Genomic DNA, 19,171 nt, shown 5'->3' with positions numbered 1-19,171 from the left:
GCGACACTAGCTCAGTTGGTAGAGCGCAACCTTGCCAAGGTTGAGGTCACGAGTTCGAACCTCGTGTGTCGCTCCAGATTTAAGGCCTAACATGAAAATGTTAGGCCTTTTTCGTATTTTTTGAAAATCTCAAACTTCTTTTCTGTCACAGACTTCGTTAAGTAACGAACCCTTTGTCTCATTGACTCAAGTGATTGTTCATTCTGCCATTGCAAAGCATCTTAGCCATTCCTACTAGTCTATGTTTAAACCATCACTTGTGGAGAATAACCACTCTTGCTCCAGGCAAAGCTGTGACGAGAATGCTATCTTTTTAAATGTTCCGGATATAGAAAGGAATGTTTTACGATTAAGCAGCACAACCTTAAACCTCTGTTGGATGAGGTGATGATATCTCAAGAATATTTGTTTAAATAACAGCTGTTTGAGAGAAGCAGAAAAGCTTAGCTCATGAATATGAACATGCGAGTTTCGATGGGGTATGTTTTGTTGTGATTTACATCACTGTTACTAATATGAAAAATCGTTGCCAGAAGATTTTATTTTGTGATAAATTCGCGCGCAATCTCGGAGCGTAATTAACAACGTTTGATCTCTGGGGGATACGCGTAGTGACCATTCAAGCTGATTGTGACACTGCGTAGGGTAGGTATCGGCAAAGCCTTTTGTCGATAGACGGGATACTAATGCTGTAAACGCGGCATATTAATGGGAAACCCAACATTGAAACCTTTGAATAAACACACACTAATCAGCTTCATACTGCCGAAATGTCCTGTTTTACAAAACGGGTGCATTACAGAACCTTGATTAATCCCTTTTACATATAAAGCCGCGAGTATCGTGGCGGATGATCTGTATTTGTCATTTATGCACTGACAAATGCGGAGGGGTATTCACACCTCCTGTAATTTCATTCTAATGATTATTAATACAGGATACAGAATTATTATAATTCAAGGGATTATGTAGTATGAGCACTGCCTTTGAAGTCGATAGCAATATCGCAAACATTTTTTCGTCTCAGGTTCCTATCGTTGAGGGAACGTATGACTTAACGCCAGATCAAGTATTGATTGATCAGGCTGAGCATGAATCTGAAGTACGTTCTTATCCACGTCGTTTGCCGATCGCAATTAAACAAGCCTTTGGGTGCTTGGTTGAAGATACGCGTGGACAGATCTTTCTAGACTGCCTTGCGGGGGCAGGCACTCTAGCTTTGGGGTATAACCATCCTGAAATAAACCAAGCGCTGAAAGAACAATTAGATTCAGGACTGCCATATCAGACGCTAGATATTGCAACATCAGCAAAAACGACGTTTATTCAATCCGTTAAGTCTTTTCTTCCTCAAGAGTTAAGCGAGAACAGCGTTATCCAATTTTGTGGCCCGTCTGGAGCTGATGCGGTTGAAGCTGCTATCAAGCTCGCGAAACAGACTACCGGTCGCAACACTATGTTTGCCTTCCGTGGCGCATACCATGGTATGACTAATGGTACGATGGGGATGATGGGTAACTTAGGCACGAAAGCTCGTCGAACTGGTTTGATGTCGGATGTGCACTTTATGCCTTTCCCATACAACCTGCGTTGTCCTTTTGGGCTTGGCGGTGATGAAGGTGCGAAAGCAAGTATTCGCTATATCGATCGTCTTTTAAACGATGATGAGTCAGGCATTATGAAGCCTGCCGCGATTATCGTGGAGCCAGTGCAAGGTGAGGGTGGTGTTGTTCCTGCGCCAGCATTCTGGCTACGAGAGTTACGTCGTATTTGTGATGAACACGGTATCTTACTGATCTTCGATGAGATCCAGTGTGGTGTTGGTAAAACTGGCTACAATTTCGCGTTCGAAGAGTCGAGCATTGTTCCAGATATTCTGTGTTTATCAAAAGCAATTGGTGGTGGCTTACCAATGTCGCTATTGGTTATCAACAAGCAACATGATACATGGAAGCCGGGCGAGCACACAGGTACATTTCGTGGTAACCAGCTAGCTATGGTCTCTGGTGCGAAAGCATTAGAAATTATCCAGCGTGATAATCTTGTTGAGCATGCCAATATTGCGGGTCAGTACTTGCGCTACGGCCTTGAAAGTATTCAAAAGCGTGTGAACTGTATTGCAGAGGTTCGTGGCAAAGGTTTGATGCTAGGCGTGGAGATTAAAAATCCAGACGGTGAGCTCAATAAATTTGGTGAACCTCAAGCGGATAGTGAACTCACACTTTCTATTCAACGCGCAGCACTCGAGCGTGGCTTGATCGTTGAGAAAGGTGGACGCGAAGGCGCAGTAATTCGTTTCCTTCCTCCTCTTATCATCTCGTTTGAGCAAATCGACTTTGCTTTACGTGTATTTGAAGACGCGATTTTAGCCGCTGGCGGTAGTCACATCGAAACTCAGCCACAAGATGAATGGAAGAAGCATTTCATCCACACAGGAGAGATGGGCAGCAATGAATTTGCTTCGGTGATGAATCACACTACTACGGCAATGAAGTCAGTGTTTGAACAAGTGACTGCACCGTATTCAGGTATGGATCCAAAAGCATTGGAAGCAGCGATTCACGACGTTGATCTTGATAATGGAAATGCGCCTCTTAAATCCGTTATCGACGATGCTGCTGATCTGGTCGCGAAAAACGCAATTTTTACTCAACATCCAGATTGTATTGCTCACCTGCATACTCCACCGTTGATGCCAGCGATTGCGGCAGAGGCAATGATTGCGGCTTTGAACCAGTCGATGGACTCATGGGATCAAGCTTCATCAGCGACTTATGTTGAACAGAAAGTTGTGAACTGGCTATGCGATAAATATGAGTTAGGTGCAAAAGCGGACGGTATCTTCACGAGCGGCGGCACGCAAAGTAACCAAATGGGTTTGATGCTTGCGCGAGATTGGATTGCTGACAAACTCAGTGCACACTCAATTCAAAAGCTTGGCCTTCCTGAATACGCAGACAAGCTACGTATTGTATGTTCGAAAAAATCCCACTTCACGGTTCAAAAATCAGCGTCTTGGATGGGGTTGGGTGAAAAAGCGGTCATGACTGTCGATGCTAATGCCGATGGAACGATGGATGTCACTAAATTAGACGAAGTTCTCAATCAGGCCAAAGCAGAAGGTTTGATCCCATTTGCCATTGTTGGCACAGCGGGCACAACGGACCACGGTGCTATTGATGACTTAGACTTTATCGCCGATATGGCAGCGAAACATGACATGTGGATGCATGTCGACGGTGCATACGGTGGAGCTCTGATTCTAAGTAGCCAAAAAGCGCGTCTGAAAGGTTGTGAGCGTGCACATTCCATCAGCGTAGACTTCCATAAGCTGTTTTACCAAACCATCAGTTGTGGTGCGCTATTGGTAAATGACAAGTCTAACTTTAAATTCCTGCTTCACCATGCAGACTATTTGAACCGCGAACACGACGAACTACCGAACTTGGTGGATAAGTCTATTGCGACAACTAAGCGTTTTGATGCGCTCAAAGTGTTTATGACGATGCAAAGCGTAGGGCCAAAAGCCCTAGGCGATATGTATGATCATTTGCTTGAACAGACGCTTGAAGTGGCAGACATGATTCGAGATAACAAACACTTTGAGTTGTTGGCTGAACCATCACTGTCTACGGTTCTGTTCCGCGCGACACATGAATCAGCGGATCTTGATGAACTGAACAAAACGTTGCGCTTAGAAGCGTTAACACGCGGTATCGCGGTATTGGGTGAAACCATTGTCGACGATAAAACTGCATTGAAATTTACGATTTTGAACCCGTGTCTGACGACGGCGGACTTTGAATCTTTGCTCTCAAAAATCAATACGCTAGCGGCAGAGCTAGTTTAACAAAGGTAACGGAAAACTATGGCAATTCTACAGATTGGTGCAGGCGGCGTTGGCTGGGTAGTTGCACATAAAGCAGCACAAAACAACGACGTTCTGGGTGATATCACAATCGCATCACGTACCGTAGGTAAGTGTGAGAAAATCATCGAATCGATTCAGAAGAAAAACAATCTGAAAGATTCAACTAAGAAATTAGAAGCGCGAGCGGTAAACGCGGACGACGTAGATTCTTTAGTTGCTTTAATTAAAGAAGTACAACCTGACTTAGTGATCAACGCAGGTCCTCCTTGGGTGAACATGTCTATTATGGAAGCATGTTACCAAGCTAAAGTGTCATACCTTGATACATCTGTTGCGGTTGATTTGTGCTCTGAAGGCCAACAAGTACCTCAAGCTTACGATTGGCAGTGGGGTTACCGTGAGAAGTTTGAAGAAGCGGGCATTACAGGTATTCTTGGTGCTGGTTTCGATCCGGGCGTAGTATCGGTGTTTGCCGCATACGCAGTGAAACATCTGTTCGATGAAATCGATACTATCGACGTAATGGATGTAAACGCAGGCGACCACGGTAAGAAGTTCGCAACTAACTTTGATCCAGAAACGAACATGCTTGAGATTCAAGGCGATTCGTTCTACTGGGAAAACGGCGAGTGGAAACAAGTACCTTGTCACTCACGTATGCTTGAGTTTGAATTCCCGAATTGTGGTTCACACAAAGTGTACTCAATGGCGCACGACGAAGTTCGATCTATGCAAGAGTTCATCCCTGCGAAACGCATCGAATTCTGGATGGGCTTTGGTGACCGTTACCTAAACTACTTCAATGTGATGCGCGACATCGGTCTACTCAGCCCAGATCCACTAACGCTTCATGACGGTACGGTTGTTCAACCTTTGCACGTGCTAAAAGCACTACTACCAGATCCAACATCACTCGCGCCAGGCTACACTGGCCTAACGTGTATCGGTACTTGGGTTCAAGGTAAGAAAGATGGTAAAGAGCGCAGTGTATTTATTTACAACAACGCTGATCACGAAGTCGCATACGAAGATGTTGAACACCAAGCTATCTCATACACCACTGGCGTACCAGCGATCACTGCGGCTTTGCAGTTCTTCCGTGGCAAATGGGCAGACAAAGGCGTGTTCAACATGGAGCAGCTAGATCCAGACCCATTCCTAGAAACCATGCCATCTATTGGTCTAGATTGGCATGTTCAAGAACTGGAGCCAGGACAACCTGTTATCCATAAATTGAAGTAAGAATTTAGCGACTCTTATTTGTACGTTTAAGCCGATGCACTTGCGTCGGCTTTGTTCGATTTTATAGTGTCTTTGCTAAGGCGAAGGGACGTAAGGTATCAAAATGCAACAAAACGAACTAAAAACGCCATACTTCATGATCAATGAAGACAAGCTGATTGAGAACCTAGAGAAAGCAAAACAGCTAAAAGACATCTCTGGTGTGAAGCTTGTATTAGCACTGAAGTGCTTCTCAACATGGGGTGTATTCGACATCATCAAGCCTTACCTAGACGGAACAACAAGTTCTGGCCCGTTTGAAGTGAAGCTTGGCTACGAAACGTTCGGTGGTGAGACACACGCATACAGTGTGGGTTACAGCGAAGATGACGTTCGCGATGTGGCGGACATCTGTGACAAGATGATCTTTAACTCTCAGTCACAGCTAGCGGCTTATCGTCATATTGTCGAAGGCAAAGCATCGATTGGCTTGCGCCTAAACCCAGGTGTGAGCTATGCAGGGCAAGACTTAGCAAACCCAGCGCGTCAATTCTCTCGTCTTGGTGTTCAGGCTGATCACATCAAACCGGAAATTTTTGATGGTATTGATGGCGTAATGTTCCACATGAACTGTGAGAACAAAGACGTGGATGCGTTTATCGGCTTACTCGATGCTATTTCAGCTCAGTTTGGCGAGTACCTAGATAAGCTGGACTGGGTAAGCATGGGCGGCGGCGTGTTCTTCACATGGCCGGGTTATGACATCGAAAAGCTTGGCCTAGCGCTGAAAGCGTTTGCTGAAAAACACGGCGTGCAAATGTACCTAGAACCGGGCGAAGCGATCATTACCAAGACGACTGACCTAGTGGTCACTGTGGTTGATATCGTTGAGAACGTAAAGAAGACGGCGATTGTCGATTCAGCCACAGAAGCTCACCGCTTAGATACGTTGATCTACAATGAGCCAGCGTCAATTCTTGAAGCATCTGAAAATGGTGAACACGAGTATGTGATCGGCTCGTGCTCTTGTTTGGCTGGAGACCAGTTCTGCGTGGCGAACTTCGAACAGCCTCTAGAGATAGGACAGCGTCTGCATATTCTAGATAGTGCCGGTTACACCATGGTGAAACTGAACTGGTTTAACGGTCTACGTATGCCGTCGGTCTACTGTGAACGCTCGAATGGTGACATTCAAAAACTGAATGAATTTGACTACTCTGATTTCAAACGTTCACTGTCTCAGTGGTCAGTGATATAAAACGTATTGAGTATTAGAACGACAAAGAGCAGCTGAATTGCTGCTCTTTTTATTGGGGAAGCGTTAAAGGTATGCAGTTAGCTTTCTACAATTACACGAGTGTCTTCACTCAGAGATTCTAACTCATTGGCTATGTCTTCAATTTCTAGCTCGCTAGGTAGTTTTATCGCCATTTTAGCGCTGAATAAGCTAGAGCTTACCCCTCCGCCTCCTGCAATGAATACACGCTGACAATCCATATCTAAAATTGAGATACCTTGATTATCGAGAACGTGAGTAATTTCATTCACAATACCCGCTCTATCGTTGGCATCTAAACGAAGTTGGAAGATAGTGTCTTCACGATATGAGTGAGGCTCAGAGTCGACGAACCTAACAACAAGAGTCTGACAAGAAGAGAACGCTTGTTTAACGATGTCGGCATTTTCTCTTGGAAGCTCTACTTTGATGACACCTGCAACTTGGTCTTCGATAAAGTTTACTTTGCTGATCAGCCATTTCCCGCCGTTTTCGTGTGTGATTGCAGCGAGCTCTTTAATCGTGGCGGGTGACGCTTGTCCGACAAAATTAACAATAAATACGGTGTTCATAATGTCCCCTCCTGGAATCAAGGTTTGGACGCAGTACGAATAAACGTGCTACTTAAGTTATTGGAATAAATCCTTTTATTTAGTGTAGGTGCTAAGGGCGGGTAATGTTTGATGAAAGTCAATTTTTAACACTAATTCGTGATGCAAATAATTAAAACAATGTTCAGAGCACAAAAAAGCAGCCATCGTAAGGCTGCTTTTTACCGAGTATCAACTTAGGATTAGAAGGTTACTTTTAACTCGACACCATAAAATTGACTGTCGTAGTTTGCGCCTGCGTCCATGGCGAATTTTGCAACATCTTGGTTTCCAAACCAAGGTGATGAATTGAATTGTAGTTCTGCACTACCGCCCCATGCATCAGTTACCCAATAATGAATATGTCCAACAGGGTTTAAGAAGAAGAGCGAAACATCACCTGCGGTTTCAGAGCCCATAACTTCGCCGCCGTTTGCAATAATGTCTTGCTCAGCCGTTAACATCATTTCACCAACAACAGCACCAAAGAATGGTGTGATAAAAATATCCTGCCAAGATGGTACTTCTGCGAACGCCTCCACGCCATACTCCCAAAAGAACGTCGACATAGTTGCGGAGTACAAAAACGACTGAAATTCATTATAGCCAGCGTGACGTGCTGCCGTGTAGTAAACACCGCCAAAATATGGGTGCATGATGTAGTTGAGGACATGTTCATCGCGATCCCAAACGGGGCCGTCAGAGACATTATCTTTCCACTTTTGCCCCAACTTACTCATGTCTCGGTCTTCTTCGTCCCATTTGGTGATACTTTCTGGAAGAAAAGTCATCATGCCTACGGTCGCGATACTGAGACCTAGAATGGTGTAGGTTTGACCCATCAGATAATCCCAGTCTTTATCTTGAGGGATGATGAGATGTTTAGGCTGAAGCCCTGCGTCAAGGTTTAGCGAATCATCACTATTCTGTTCATACATAACACCGCGATTTTGAGCCTCGAAGGTGTACAGAGTCGTCGTTTCGCAGTAACCTGACAAACAATCAGGTGTGTAAGAAAACTCTGTATGACGGCTTAGGTCATAGTGACTTGCGTGCGCAAGCGCTGACGAAGCCAAGCAAAGGCCTGTTAGAGTCGTCTTGAACATGGATGATTTTGACACAAAGGTCTCCGAGTTAATGGTGTATGTTCGGGCTCGTAATTATCCCTCAAAACATCAATCATTTAAACACTTGACCCTTATTTAGTCCCAACAAACCTCGGCGAGATTTGTCCAAATAAAAAGAAAAATAAGCGCTATAACGAAAATAGGATTGTGCTTACGTTCAGGAGTCAGTTGTGAAAATAGCAATGCTTAGTACTGGTGAGGAAGTCCTCCACGGTGATATTGTTGATACTAATGCGGCATGGTTGTCTAGCCTGTTTTATCAACATGGATTTGGCTTAACAAAGCGCTCAACGGTTGGTGATAGCCTATCGAGTTTGGTTGAAGAGTTTTTAATGCTCAGCTTTAACAACGATGTGGTTATTGTTAATGGTGGTTTAGGCCCTACAACGGATGACATGAGTGCTGCCGCCGCCGCGAGAGCCGCCGATTGTAAACTGGTGCTATTCAAAGAGTGGTTGCAGCATCTAGAAAGTTTGTATGCTCGACGTGGCATCCCTATGCCGGACAGTAATTTAAAGCAAGCAATGCTGCCAGAAACGGCAGAGATATTGGACAACCCGATAGGCACTGCTTGCGGTTTCAAAATGCTGATTAATGATGCCATTTTTTATTTCACACCGGGTGTACCAAGTGAATTTAAGCTCATGGCAGAGACGCAAATTCTTCCCGATCTGAGAAGAGTGTTTCCCGATGTTCAAGGTTCATGTTGTAGTCGAATCTACACGTTTGGTCTATCTGAATCCGGTATTTCAGATAAGCTAGATCAGCTAAAACTTCCTCAAGGCTATGAGCTAGGGTATCGCTCTTACTTGCCTTTTATTGAAGTGAAACTTTTTGGTCCTTCAGATCAGATTGAACAGCGTTTGAAACTAGTACAGATAATTAATAAACACCTTGAGAGTAATACCGTTAGTATTGATTTACCTATGGTTGAAAATGTCGGCCAGTTGTTGGTCGATAAAGGACTAACAGTGTCGACCTCCGAAAAAAGTAGCGGAGGATACTTAACGTACTGGCTAAACGGTGATGAAAACGCTGAAAAACAACTAGGGCATGGTTGGATACTACCGAGCCTGACTCAAGCGATGGCCAACAGCGGAGATCCATTAGCAGAAACGTTTGCTCTGGCTGGTGCTACGCGAGAGAAGTGTGGGACGGATTTATCACTCGTCACTGGCCATATTGAAGAGGGCGTTTTTTCCGTCGCTTTATCGACACCGTCAGGCGAGTGGGGAGCGTTATATAAACTCTCGAAAAAGTATCAGCGCAGTGATCAAGTTAAAGTGATCAGCACGGCAGCTCTAGACTTGTTGCGTCGCTACCTAGAACGTAAACCGATGTTTGCGCATTATGCATTTTTAGAGAAAGTTAAAGAGATGCACCTCCCGAGCAGTGCTTTATAACCAAAGCTTTCTACAGTAGTCTGAGAGACAAAAAAGCCAAGGTGATTGCCTTGGCTTTTGCATTTTATACCGTCGAGTCAACGTTATGCGCGCTGCTTTTCTTTCATCGCGTAGTTAACGCCGCTAAGTGACAAATCTGATTTTGCTTTACAGATACAAGGTAATATTTCATCACTTTGTGTGTAAGCCATGGCAAAACCAACATACTCCACTTCACCAGACTCCAATTTGCAGCGACAGGCGCCGCAGTGCCCATCACGGCAGTTGTATTCTGGTAATAGGCCAGCTTGCTCCATTGTTTCCAAAATCGTATTGGAAGGGTTGGATTCAATGCTGATCAGTTTGTTGATTTTGAGTGTTGCCATTACAGCTCGAATCCTTCGAAGTCATCTGCGCGAACTTCATTGTCAATTTGACCCACAAGGTAAGAAGAGATTTCTGCTTCTTGAGGCGCAACTTGAACGTTATCTGAAGACAACCAAGCGTTAATCCATGGAATTGGGTTAGTTGTTGCTTCTGGATACGCTGCTGGTAGACCTACCGCTTGCATACGAATATTTGTGATGTATTCAACGTATTGGCTTAGGATGTCTTTGTTTAGACCGATCATAGAGCCATCTTTGAATAGATACTCTGCCCACTCTTTTTCTTGCTCAGCCGCTTCTTTGAATAGATCAAAACAGTCCTGTTTTGCCTCTTCTGCGATTTGCATAAAAGTGAAGTCATCTTGACCGTTACGTAGCAGGTTGATCATGTGCTGCGTGCCGTTTAAGTGAAGTGCTTCGTCACGAGCGATCAGCTTGATGATTTTCGCGTTACCTTCCATTAGTTCGCGTTCTGCGAAAGCGAAAGAGCATGCGAAACTTACGTAAAAACGAATAGCTTCTAATGCGTTAACAGACATCAGACAGATGTACAGCTTCTTCTTAAGATCGTACAGACTAACCTTAACCGTTTCACCGTTAAGGACATGTTCACCTTCACCGTAGCGATGGTAATCATTCGTCGCTTGAATCAAATCGTCGTAGTAGTGCGCGATGTCTTTTGCACGCTTCAGAATGTGCTCGTTCTCAACGATATCATCAAACACCACCGCAGGGTCGTTCACGATGTTACGAATAATGTGTGTGTAAGAACGAGAGTGAATCGTTTCAGAGAAAGACCAAGTCTCAATCCAAGTCTCTAGTTCTGGCAGAGACACAAGCGGCAGCAGTGCCACGTTAGGGCTGCGGCCTTGGATAGAGTCAAGAAGCGTTTGGTACTTCAAGTTAGAGATGAAGATGTGCTTCTCGTGATCTGGCAGTTTGTTGTAATCGATACGGTCGCTAGATACGTCTACTTCTTCTGGACGCCAGAAGAAAGAAAGTTGTTTCTCGATAAGTTTTTCGAAAATCTCAAACTTTTGTTGGTCGTAACGTGCAACGTTTACTGATTGACCTAGGAACATTGGTTCCTTCAATTGGTCATTCTTTTTTTGGTTAAAAGTACTGTAAGCCATAATGCCTCAATTCCTTTTAAACCTCCCCGTAAGGGGGAGGTTATCGATAGTCTGTCTTTACGGGTTCGCTAGGTACGGGAAGATTAAATCTTACAACCGCCGCCAGCACAATCGTCATCTTGTGGTTGAACAGCGTCTTTCTGTTCATCTTTCGCACCATCACGAGTGTTGTGGTAGTAAAGCGTTTTCACACCAAACTTATACGCTGTTAGCAGGTCTTGAAGTAGTTTCTTCATTGGAACCTTGCCAGTCTCGTAACGTGACGGGTCGTAGTTAGTATTAGCAGAGATAGCTTGGTCAACAAACTTCTGCATAATACCCACAAGGTGTAGATAACCGTCGTTCGAACCGATATTCCAAAGCAGTTCATAGCTGTCTTTAAGTTCTGTGAACTCTGGTACAACTTGCTTCAGGATACCGTCTTTCGAAGCTTTTACTGAAACGTAACCACGTGGTGGCTCAATACCGTTAGTTGCGTTTGAAATCTGAGAAGAAGTCTCAGAAGGCATTAGCGCAGTCAGTGTTGAGTTACGTAGGCCGTGCTCCATAATTTCTTTACGTAGGCTGTCCCAGTCGTAGTGCAGCGCTTCGTCACAAATTAGGTCGATATCTTTCTTATACGTATCAATCGGCAGTAAGCCTTTCGCGTAGTTCGTCTCGTCGAATGAAGGACACTTACCTTGTTCTTTCGCCAGTGCTACAGATGCTTTCAATAGGTAGTACTGCATTGCTTCGAACGTACGGTGAGTTAGGCCGTTCGCGCTACCGTCAGAGTATTTCACGCCATTCTTCGCTAAGTAGTAAGCAAAGTTAATCACACCAACACCTAGCGTACGACGGTTCATAGTCGATTTGTATGCCGCTGGTAGAGGGTAATCTTGGTAATCAAGCAGTGCATCTAACGCACGAACAACAAGATCGGATAGCTCTTCGAAATCATCTAGAGACTTGATAGCACCTAAGTTGAATGCAGAAAGCGTACACAGTGCGATCTCGCCTGAGTCATCTTCAACGTTAGTTAATGGTTTCGTTGGCAGTGCGATTTCTAAACATAGGTTCGACTGACGAACTGGAGCGACTTCAGAATCAAATGGGCTGTGAGTATTACAGTGGTCCACGTTCTGGATGTAGATACGACCCGTTGATGCACGCTCTTGCATTAGCAGAGTGAACATTTCAATCGCTTTAACCGTTTCTTTCTTGATTGAAGGATCGTTCTCGTACTTCACGTATAGACGCTCAAACTCTTCTTGGTTTTCGAAGAATGCGTCGTACAGACCAGGTACATCAGATGGTGAGAATAGCGTAATATTGCCGCCTTCAACTAAACGTTGGTACATCAGTTTGTTTAACTGAACACCGTAGTCCATGTGACGAACACGGTTTTCTTCAACACCACGGTTGTTCTTAAGTACCATTAGTGAGCGTGCTTCACCGTGCCACATTGGGTAGAACACAGTAGCTGCGCCACCACGTACACCACCTTGTGAACAACATTTTACTGCTGTTTGGAAGTACTTGTAGAACGGAATACAACCAGTGTGGAATGCTTCACCACCGCGAATCTCTGAGCCTAATGCACGGATACGACCTGCGTTGATACCAATACCAGCGCGCTGAGATACATAACGAACAATTGAGCTTGCTGTTGCGTTAATAGAATCAAGACTGTCTCCACACTCGATCAGAACACATGAGCTGAACTGGCGAGTAGGGGTACGCACGCCAGACATAATTGGCGTAGGTAGAGAAATCTTAAATGTCGATGTCGCATCGTAGAAACGTTTGATGTAATCAAGACGTGTCGCTTTTGGATATTTCGCAAATAAGCACGCTGCTACAAGGATGTACAAGAACTGAGCACTTTCGTAAATTTGGCCCGTAACACGGTTCTGTACGAAGTACTTACCCTCTAGCTGCTTAACTGCCGCGTATGAGAAGTTTAGGTCGCGTTTATGGTCGAGGTACGCATCAAGTTCGTCGAGTTCTGCTTTTGTGTAGTCTTCTAGAATATGTTGATCGTACTTACCCATATCGACGAGGCGAGACACGTGATCATAAAGCGTTGGTGGCTCGTATTGGCCATACGCTTTTTTACGCAGATGGAATACCGCTAGGCGAGCAGCTAGGTATTGATAATCCGGAGTCTCTTCAGAGATCAGGTCTGCCGCAGACTTGATGATTGTCTCGTGAATATCTGTCGTTGTGATGCCGTCGTAAAACTGGATGTGAGCGCGAAGTTCTACTTGAGAAACCGAAACATTATCTAGACCTTCTGCAGCCCAAGTGATAACGCGGTGGATTTTATCCAGATCGATACTTTCTTTACGGCCATCACGCTTGGTGACGGTAAGTTGTTGGTTCATTCTGCTTTATTTCCCTAAGAAAACTGATAAAAGCCGTATTTTTGTTTGTTTATGTGCAATATGAGTAAAGCTTGCGGCGGCTTTGTGATCAAAGTCTATCTATATATTGTCGCTTAAACACAACATATAGGGGTTCATTTGTTTGCGGGTTACAAGATAGTGCTATTACACTGATTTATCAAGGTACAGATCGGGGATGACTTGTGGATAACTGACAAAATGAAAAAAATCAGTAAGTGAACACTAACCGATGAGAAAAGGGCAGACTTGAATGGTTAAAAGTACGGTTTCGAGATCGGTTTAGAAATAACCGCATGCAAAAATATTTTCCTTGATCTTTGGCCGTTTTTATCTACGAAAAATAGCTTGGTCAAAATGGAATCTAGAGCACGAATTTTAGCCATAAAAAGACAAAAAAAGCGGCAACTATGTGCTACCGCTTCCGATTCATTTTCTTTAAAAAATGTCAATCACAAAACTCATTTTTTAACTTAATAGCGTTCAGTATTTTTTAGTATGAACGATGTAGTTTACATCTACATTACGACCGAGTTTGTAGCTGTCATTTAGAGGGTTGTAATGAAGCCCAGTAATGCCCATTTCCGTCAGGTCAGTTTGGTCTATCATCTTCATCATTTCGGCTGGCTTGATAAACTTATCGTGCTCATGAGTGCCTTCAGGAACAATCTTAAGAAGCTTCTCAGCACCGACAATAGCAAATAAGTACGACTTAATGTTTCGGTTCAAAGTTGAGAAAAACACGTGACCACCGGGTTTGACTAGTGCAGCACAAGAGCGGATAACGGAGAGAGGATCTGGAACGTGTTCAAGCATCTCCATACAAGTCACGACATCGTAAGTTCCTGCGTTTTCTATAGCGTGGTCTTCTATTGTGCTCTGAATGTAGGTCAGTTGAGTACCTGTTTCTAATGCATGTAGTCGCGCGACTTCTAATGGTTCTTTACCCATATCAAGCCCCGTCACAATAGCGCCTTCTTTTGCCATGCTTTCAGCAAGAATGCCACCACCACAGCCGACATCAAGTGCGCGCTTGCCAAACAAGCCATTTGCTTTTTCAAGTACATAGTTCAAACGAAGTGGGTTAATTTGATGAAGCGGCTTAAACTCGCCTTCTAAATCCCACCATCGAGAAGCCATGTCCTCGAATTTCTTAATTTCACTTGGGTCGACGTTTTGTGCTTTAGTCATAATTGGTTTTATTGCATTCAATCTGAGTCCTTTAGAGGGCGCCAGTATACTCCAACGTTTTACACCCAAACAACCTCGATGTGCTTAGTTAAGGGACAATGACAGAGTTCACTGGCGCGGCAATCGAGACAGGTGCCTGTAATTTGTAAAGCGCTAACTATTGTTTTTGGTTCATCCTTGAACTGGTGCCAGTGACAATAACTCTAAAACCTGCATTTTCGCGTTGTGTAGTTAAAGGAATTTACATCGCTTTTCCGCGTAAAGAGTCCGATTTTGCTCAATATTGACCGAAATATAACCACTAATCAGAAAGATATGGGATGAGTGTGCAAATTCTCGACATTTGATTCATAACCAAGCTCACAACCTGATAAAAGGAGAGGGAAAGTGATGCCGAAGTGATGAATTGTGTGTTATATTTTTGCACCTTACACGTATCGTAATTACGATCAGATAATAGAGGGATAATGGCTCTATGAGCGATTTAGCTAAAGAGATCACGCCCGTAAACATTGAAGATGAGCTTAGAGGTTCATATCTAGACTATGCGATGTCAGTCATCGTGGGTCGTGCTCTTCCAGATGTGCGTGATGGCCTAAAACCAGTACACCGCCGCGTTTTATTCGCGATGAACGTACTAGGCAACGATTGGAACAAACCATATAAAAAATCAGCCCGTGTTGTCGGCGACGTAATCGGTAAATATCACCCACATGGTGATAGTGCTGTGTACGACACAATCGTACGTATGGCTCAGCCGTTCTCGCTTCGTTACATGCTGGTCGATGGTCAAGGTAACTTTGGCTCGATCGATGGCGACTCTGCTGCGGCAATGCGTTACACCGAAGTTCGAATGGCCAAAATTGCCCATGAACTATTGGCTGACCTAGACAAAGAAACCGTAGACTACGTACCAAACTACGACGGTACTGAGCAGATCCCAGCGGTTCTTCCAACTAAAATTCCAAACCTATTGGTTAACGGTGCTTCTGGTATCGCAGTAGGTATGGCAACCAACATCCCGCCTCATAACCTTGGCGAAGTGATTGATGGCTGTCTTGCATACATCAATAATGAAGAAATCACTATTGATGAACTAATGGATTACATTCCTGGTCCTGATTTCCCAACGGCGGCGCTTATCAGCGGTCGTAAAGGCATTGTAGACGCGTACAAAACAGGTCGTGGCAAAATCTACATGCGTTCGAAAGCGGACATCGAAGTGGAGAAGAATGGTAAAGAGACCATTATCGTCACTGAAATTCCTTACCAGGTGAACAAAGCTCGCTTGATCGAAAAGATCGCTGAGCTAGTTAAAGATAAGAAAGTAGAAGGCATCAGTGCACTGCGCGACGAGTCAGATAAAGACGGTATGCGCATTGTTATTGAGTGTAAGCGCGATGCTGTGGGCGAAGTAGTTCTAAACAACCTTTACGCTCAGACTCAGCTGCAAACCACTTTCGGTATCAATATGGTGGCCCTAAACAATGGCCAGCCACAGCTATTCAACCTAAAAGATATGTTGAAGTGCTTCGTTGATCACCGTCGTGAAGTTGTGACACGTCGTACTATCTTCGAACTGCGTAAAGCGCGTGAACGTGCTCATATCCTTGAAGGTTTAGCTCTAGCGCTTGCTAACATTGATGAAATCATTGAGCTTATCCGTAAGGCACCTACACCGGCTGAAGCAAAAGCGGGTCTTATCGCTCGTGGTTGGGATTTAGGCAACGTTTCAGCAATGCTTGAGCGTGCTGGTACAGATGCTGCGCGCCCTGAATGGCTAGAGCCTGAATACGGTATTCGTGATGGTCAGTACTTCCTGACTGAGCAACAAGCACAAGCTATCCTAGATCTACGTTTACATAAACTAACAGGTCTAGAACACGAGAAGATTCTTGGCGAATACAAAACACTTCTAGAAGAAATCGCTGAACTCATGCATATCCTTGCGAGCACTGAGCGTTTGATGGAAGTTATCCGTGAGGAACTTGAAGCGGTTCGTGACGGCTTTGGTGACGCTCGTCGTACAGAAATCACAGCTGCGAGCCATGATATTGACATGGAAGAGCTGATCGCACGTGAAGACGTTGTTGTTACTCTATCTCACGGTGGTTACGTTAAGTACCAAGTACTGAGCGACTACGAGTCACAGCGCCGTGGTGGTAAAGGTAAGAGTGCGACTAAGATGAAAGATGAAGACCATATCGAGCGTCTTCTAGTGGCGAATACCCACGATAACATCTTGTGTTTCTCTACTCGTGGTAAGACATACCGCCTGAAAGTTTACCAATTGCCTCTAGCGAGCCGTACTGCGCGTGGTAAGCCAATTGTGAACATCCTTCCATTAGAAGAAGGTGAGCGCATTACCGCGATTCTACGTGTTGATGAATTCTCTGAAGACAAATTCATCTTCATGGCAACAGGTGACGGTACGGTTAAGAAAACGCCGTTGAACCAGTTTGCAAACGTACGTTCAAACGGCCTAATCGCTGTGAACCTACGTGAAGACGATTCGTTAATCGGTGTGGATATCACTAACGGCGAAAACGAAATCATGCTGTTCTCTAAAGCGGGTAAAGTGGTTCGCTTTAAAGAAGCAGAAGAGATTCCAGTACTTGATGAAAATGGTAAACCAGTTCTTGATGAGAATGGTCAGCCAGAGATCAAGTTTAAAGGTGTTCGTCCTATGGGTCGTACCGCCTCTGGTGTTCGTGGTATGAAACTGGCTGAAAATGACCAAGTTGTATCACTTATTGTTCCTTCGCACGAAGGCGATATCCTAACGGTTACAGAAAACGGTTATGGTAAACGTACAGCACTTAGCGAGTACCCGACAAAAGGTCGTGGCACTCAAGGTGTAGTTTCTATCAAAGTTTCTGAGCGAAATGGCCCGGTAGTTGGTGCTATCCAGGTTGTTGAAGGTGATGAAATGATGATGATCACCGACGCTGGCACGTTAGTACGCACTCGTGTGGGTGAAGTTAGCCAAGTTGGTCGTAACACACAAGGTGTAACGCTTATCCGTACTGCGGAAGATGAATCAGTTGTTGGTTTGCAACGTATTGAAGAAGTTGATGATGAAGAGCTGCCTGCTGATGAAGATGCAGAAGCGTTAGAGTCAACAGATGAAAATACGCAGCAAGACGCTCCAGCTGCTGATGATGCAGAGGAAGGTAACGAAGAGTAATCTTACATCGTTATCCTGATATGAAAAGCCGAGCCCTTAGTTGCTCGGCTTTTTTTGTATCTGTATCAACGCATTTAAAGTAAGAAATGCGTACACTGACGTTATCTTTGTTTACAGGACGTGTTATGTCTGTTTGGTTTTTCGCTGCCATCACTCTGATGGGGTTGTTTATCGTACTCTTATCACTGAGTGCATCAAAAGCTAAACCTGCTCAATGGTTTGGCTTTTGCCTGTTAGTACTTGTCGTGACGAGTGCCAGTTTCTTATTGCTTCATCAAACACCGCCTAAACCAATACACGCGGAAATGTCACGAATGATGACTGCTCGTGACATCATGAAAGAGATTCAAGACCAGTTGCGTGAAGATCCGAACAACGCTGAATTGTGGTTCCAACTCGGGCAGGGCTACCTGCTAGAGGGTGAATTTGACGGTGCGTTGATTTGTTTTGATTACGCGATCCAACTGACTGAGCCAGTCAGTGCCACGCAACTTGCTGCAAAGGCGACTACCTTGTACTACATTCACCAGCAATCAATGACGCAAGAAGTTAGCTTGCTTTTGGAGCAAGCTTTGCAGATAGAACCGCACAATGAAGCCGCTTTGTCTTTGATCGCAAATGATCATTTTCTGTCATTCCGATTTCAGGAAGCGATTGATGCCTGGGTAATATTATTAGATTCTAATGATCCAAATTTAGATAGGGTGCAAATCATTAACTCTATTAACAAAGCAAAAGAGCTATTGTAAGCGTACAATTTAACAAGCAATAGAGAGAAAGGTGGGCAACGAATGAAAAATAAAGCACTAAGCATATTGGTTTTGCTGTGCGGCTCTGTGCTGGCGGGTTGTAGCTCTTCCGATCATTCTGGCTCTTCCTCTATGGTTTATTATTCATCGGGTTATTACGATCCGTGGTGGTACGATCATGACGACTACTGGATTTATTACTATCCGGGCTGTTGCGATAACGACGATGAATACAAAGAGAAACTGGAAGAGTGGTGGAATGGTTTAGATGAAGACCAACAGCAATCCATCAAAGACAAAGTCGAAGATTGGAAAGACGACGATATGTCCGCCAATATCGATAACATGAAACGCCAACTTGACGATCATTGGCAATCACTGCCTGACGAGCAAAAGCAAGAGATTCGAACCCAATGGGAGAATCGTCCGGAGCATATTGAACCAGCGACTTTACAAGGCAAGGCGGTGAAAGAAAAGGTTCAACAAAGAAAAGCATTACCGGAAACGAAGATCCAGCGTCCAGTTGCTCGTCCAAATGTGCAGATACCTAAAGCACGTCCAAATATTCAACCTAGACCTAGGCTTCCTCGTCGCTAGTACGTTCGATTTTGTCTCTCGATAGAATCGGGGATGAAGAAATAAAGATAACAAAGAAACAAATAAACAAAAAAAAG

General features: G+C 44.4%; 13 protein-coding genes and 1 tRNA gene. 8 read left to right on the top strand and 6 right to left on the bottom strand.

Going from position 1 to position 19,171, the window contains the following annotated elements; genetic code table 11:
* From R7E51_RS17410 to nspC, 4 genes are all read left to right on the top strand, one after another.
* A tRNA-Gly gene (locus R7E51_RS17410) sits at nt 1-76 on the top strand.
* Between the two features lie 897 nt (nt 77-973).
* A complete protein-coding gene (locus R7E51_RS17405; protein ID WP_206957892.1) occupies nt 974-3,850 on the top strand; it encodes a pyridoxal phosphate-dependent class III aminotransferase in 2,877 nt (958 codons plus the stop codon).
* A gap of 18 nt (nt 3,851-3,868) precedes the next feature.
* Nucleotides 3,869-5,113, top strand: coding sequence for a carboxynorspermidine synthase (locus tag R7E51_RS17400; protein ID WP_012841628.1), 1,245 nt, complete (start codon nt 3,869-3,871; stop codon nt 5,111-5,113).
* 103 nt (nt 5,114-5,216) lie between these two features.
* A complete protein-coding gene (gene nspC / locus R7E51_RS17395) occupies nt 5,217-6,350 on the top strand; it encodes a carboxynorspermidine decarboxylase (RefSeq protein ID WP_017820473.1) in 1,134 nt (377 codons plus the stop codon).
* A 77-nt stretch (nt 6,351-6,427) separates the two neighbouring features.
* Here the strand turns inward: nspC and R7E51_RS17390 are convergent, their stop codons facing one another.
* Together R7E51_RS17390 and R7E51_RS17385 are read right to left on the bottom strand one after the other, a co-directional pair.
* The gene (locus R7E51_RS17390; protein WP_005376814.1) at nt 6,428-6,940 is read right to left on the bottom strand and encodes a glycine cleavage system protein R; all 513 of its coding nucleotides are present in this window, start codon (nt 6,938-6,940) and stop codon (nt 6,428-6,430) included.
* A gap of 221 nt (nt 6,941-7,161) precedes the next feature.
* Nucleotides 7,162-8,064 (bottom strand): DUF3943 domain-containing protein, encoded by a 903-nt coding sequence (locus tag R7E51_RS17385; RefSeq protein WP_031777259.1) that lies wholly within the window; start codon nt 8,062-8,064, stop codon nt 7,162-7,164.
* A 191-nt stretch (nt 8,065-8,255) separates the two neighbouring features.
* Between R7E51_RS17385 and R7E51_RS17380 the strand changes: the two genes are divergently transcribed.
* Nucleotides 8,256-9,488: a CinA family nicotinamide mononucleotide deamidase-related protein gene (locus R7E51_RS17380; RefSeq protein ID WP_115386155.1), complete on the top strand. Its 1,233-nt coding sequence runs from the start codon at nt 8,256-8,258 to the stop codon at nt 9,486-9,488.
* A gap of 83 nt (nt 9,489-9,571) precedes the next feature.
* Here R7E51_RS17380 and yfaE read toward each other — a convergent pair whose 3' ends face one another.
* The 4 genes from yfaE to ubiG form a co-directional block, all read right to left on the bottom strand.
* Nucleotides 9,572-9,853, bottom strand: coding sequence for a class I ribonucleotide reductase maintenance protein YfaE (yfaE, locus tag R7E51_RS17375; protein ID WP_005376817.1), 282 nt, complete (start codon nt 9,851-9,853; stop codon nt 9,572-9,574).
* Nucleotides 9,853-10,986 (bottom strand): class Ia ribonucleoside-diphosphate reductase subunit beta, encoded by a 1,134-nt coding sequence (gene nrdB, locus R7E51_RS17370; protein WP_005376818.1) that lies wholly within the window; start codon nt 10,984-10,986, stop codon nt 9,853-9,855. The genes yfaE and nrdB overlap by 1 nt, the downstream gene beginning before the upstream one ends.
* 83 nt (nt 10,987-11,069) lie before the next feature.
* Nucleotides 11,070-13,352, bottom strand: coding sequence for a class 1a ribonucleoside-diphosphate reductase subunit alpha (nrdA, locus tag R7E51_RS17365; RefSeq protein WP_005376819.1), 2,283 nt, complete (start codon nt 13,350-13,352; stop codon nt 11,070-11,072).
* A 501-nt stretch (nt 13,353-13,853) separates the two neighbouring features.
* Complete coding sequence (gene ubiG / locus R7E51_RS17360; protein WP_005376820.1) at nt 13,854-14,561, bottom strand: bifunctional 2-polyprenyl-6-hydroxyphenol methylase/3-demethylubiquinol 3-O-methyltransferase UbiG; 708 nt, start codon at nt 14,559-14,561, stop codon at nt 13,854-13,856.
* A 475-nt stretch (nt 14,562-15,036) separates the two neighbouring features.
* Between ubiG and gyrA the strand changes: the two genes are divergently transcribed.
* From gyrA to R7E51_RS17345, 3 genes are all read left to right on the top strand, one after another.
* Nucleotides 15,037-17,748, top strand: coding sequence for a DNA topoisomerase (ATP-hydrolyzing) subunit A (gene gyrA, locus R7E51_RS17355; RefSeq protein ID WP_017636128.1), 2,712 nt, complete (start codon nt 15,037-15,039; stop codon nt 17,746-17,748).
* A gap of 125 nt (nt 17,749-17,873) precedes the next feature.
* A complete protein-coding gene (locus R7E51_RS17350) occupies nt 17,874-18,497 on the top strand; it encodes a TPR domain-containing protein (protein ID WP_025767276.1) in 624 nt (207 codons plus the stop codon).
* 42 nt (nt 18,498-18,539) lie between these two features.
* Nucleotides 18,540-19,094 (top strand): hypothetical protein, encoded by a 555-nt coding sequence (locus R7E51_RS17345; protein WP_206957890.1) that lies wholly within the window; start codon nt 18,540-18,542, stop codon nt 19,092-19,094.
* Nucleotides 19,095-19,171 lie beyond the last annotated feature (77 nt).

The organism is Vibrio sp. Vb1166 (assembly GCF_033338695.1).
In the GTDB taxonomy this organism is placed as follows: Bacteria; Pseudomonadota; Gammaproteobacteria; order Enterobacterales; family Vibrionaceae; genus Vibrio; species Vibrio alginolyticus.
Note: the sequence above shows the minus strand (reverse complement) of the source record. Positions and strands in the feature narration are given on the sequence as shown.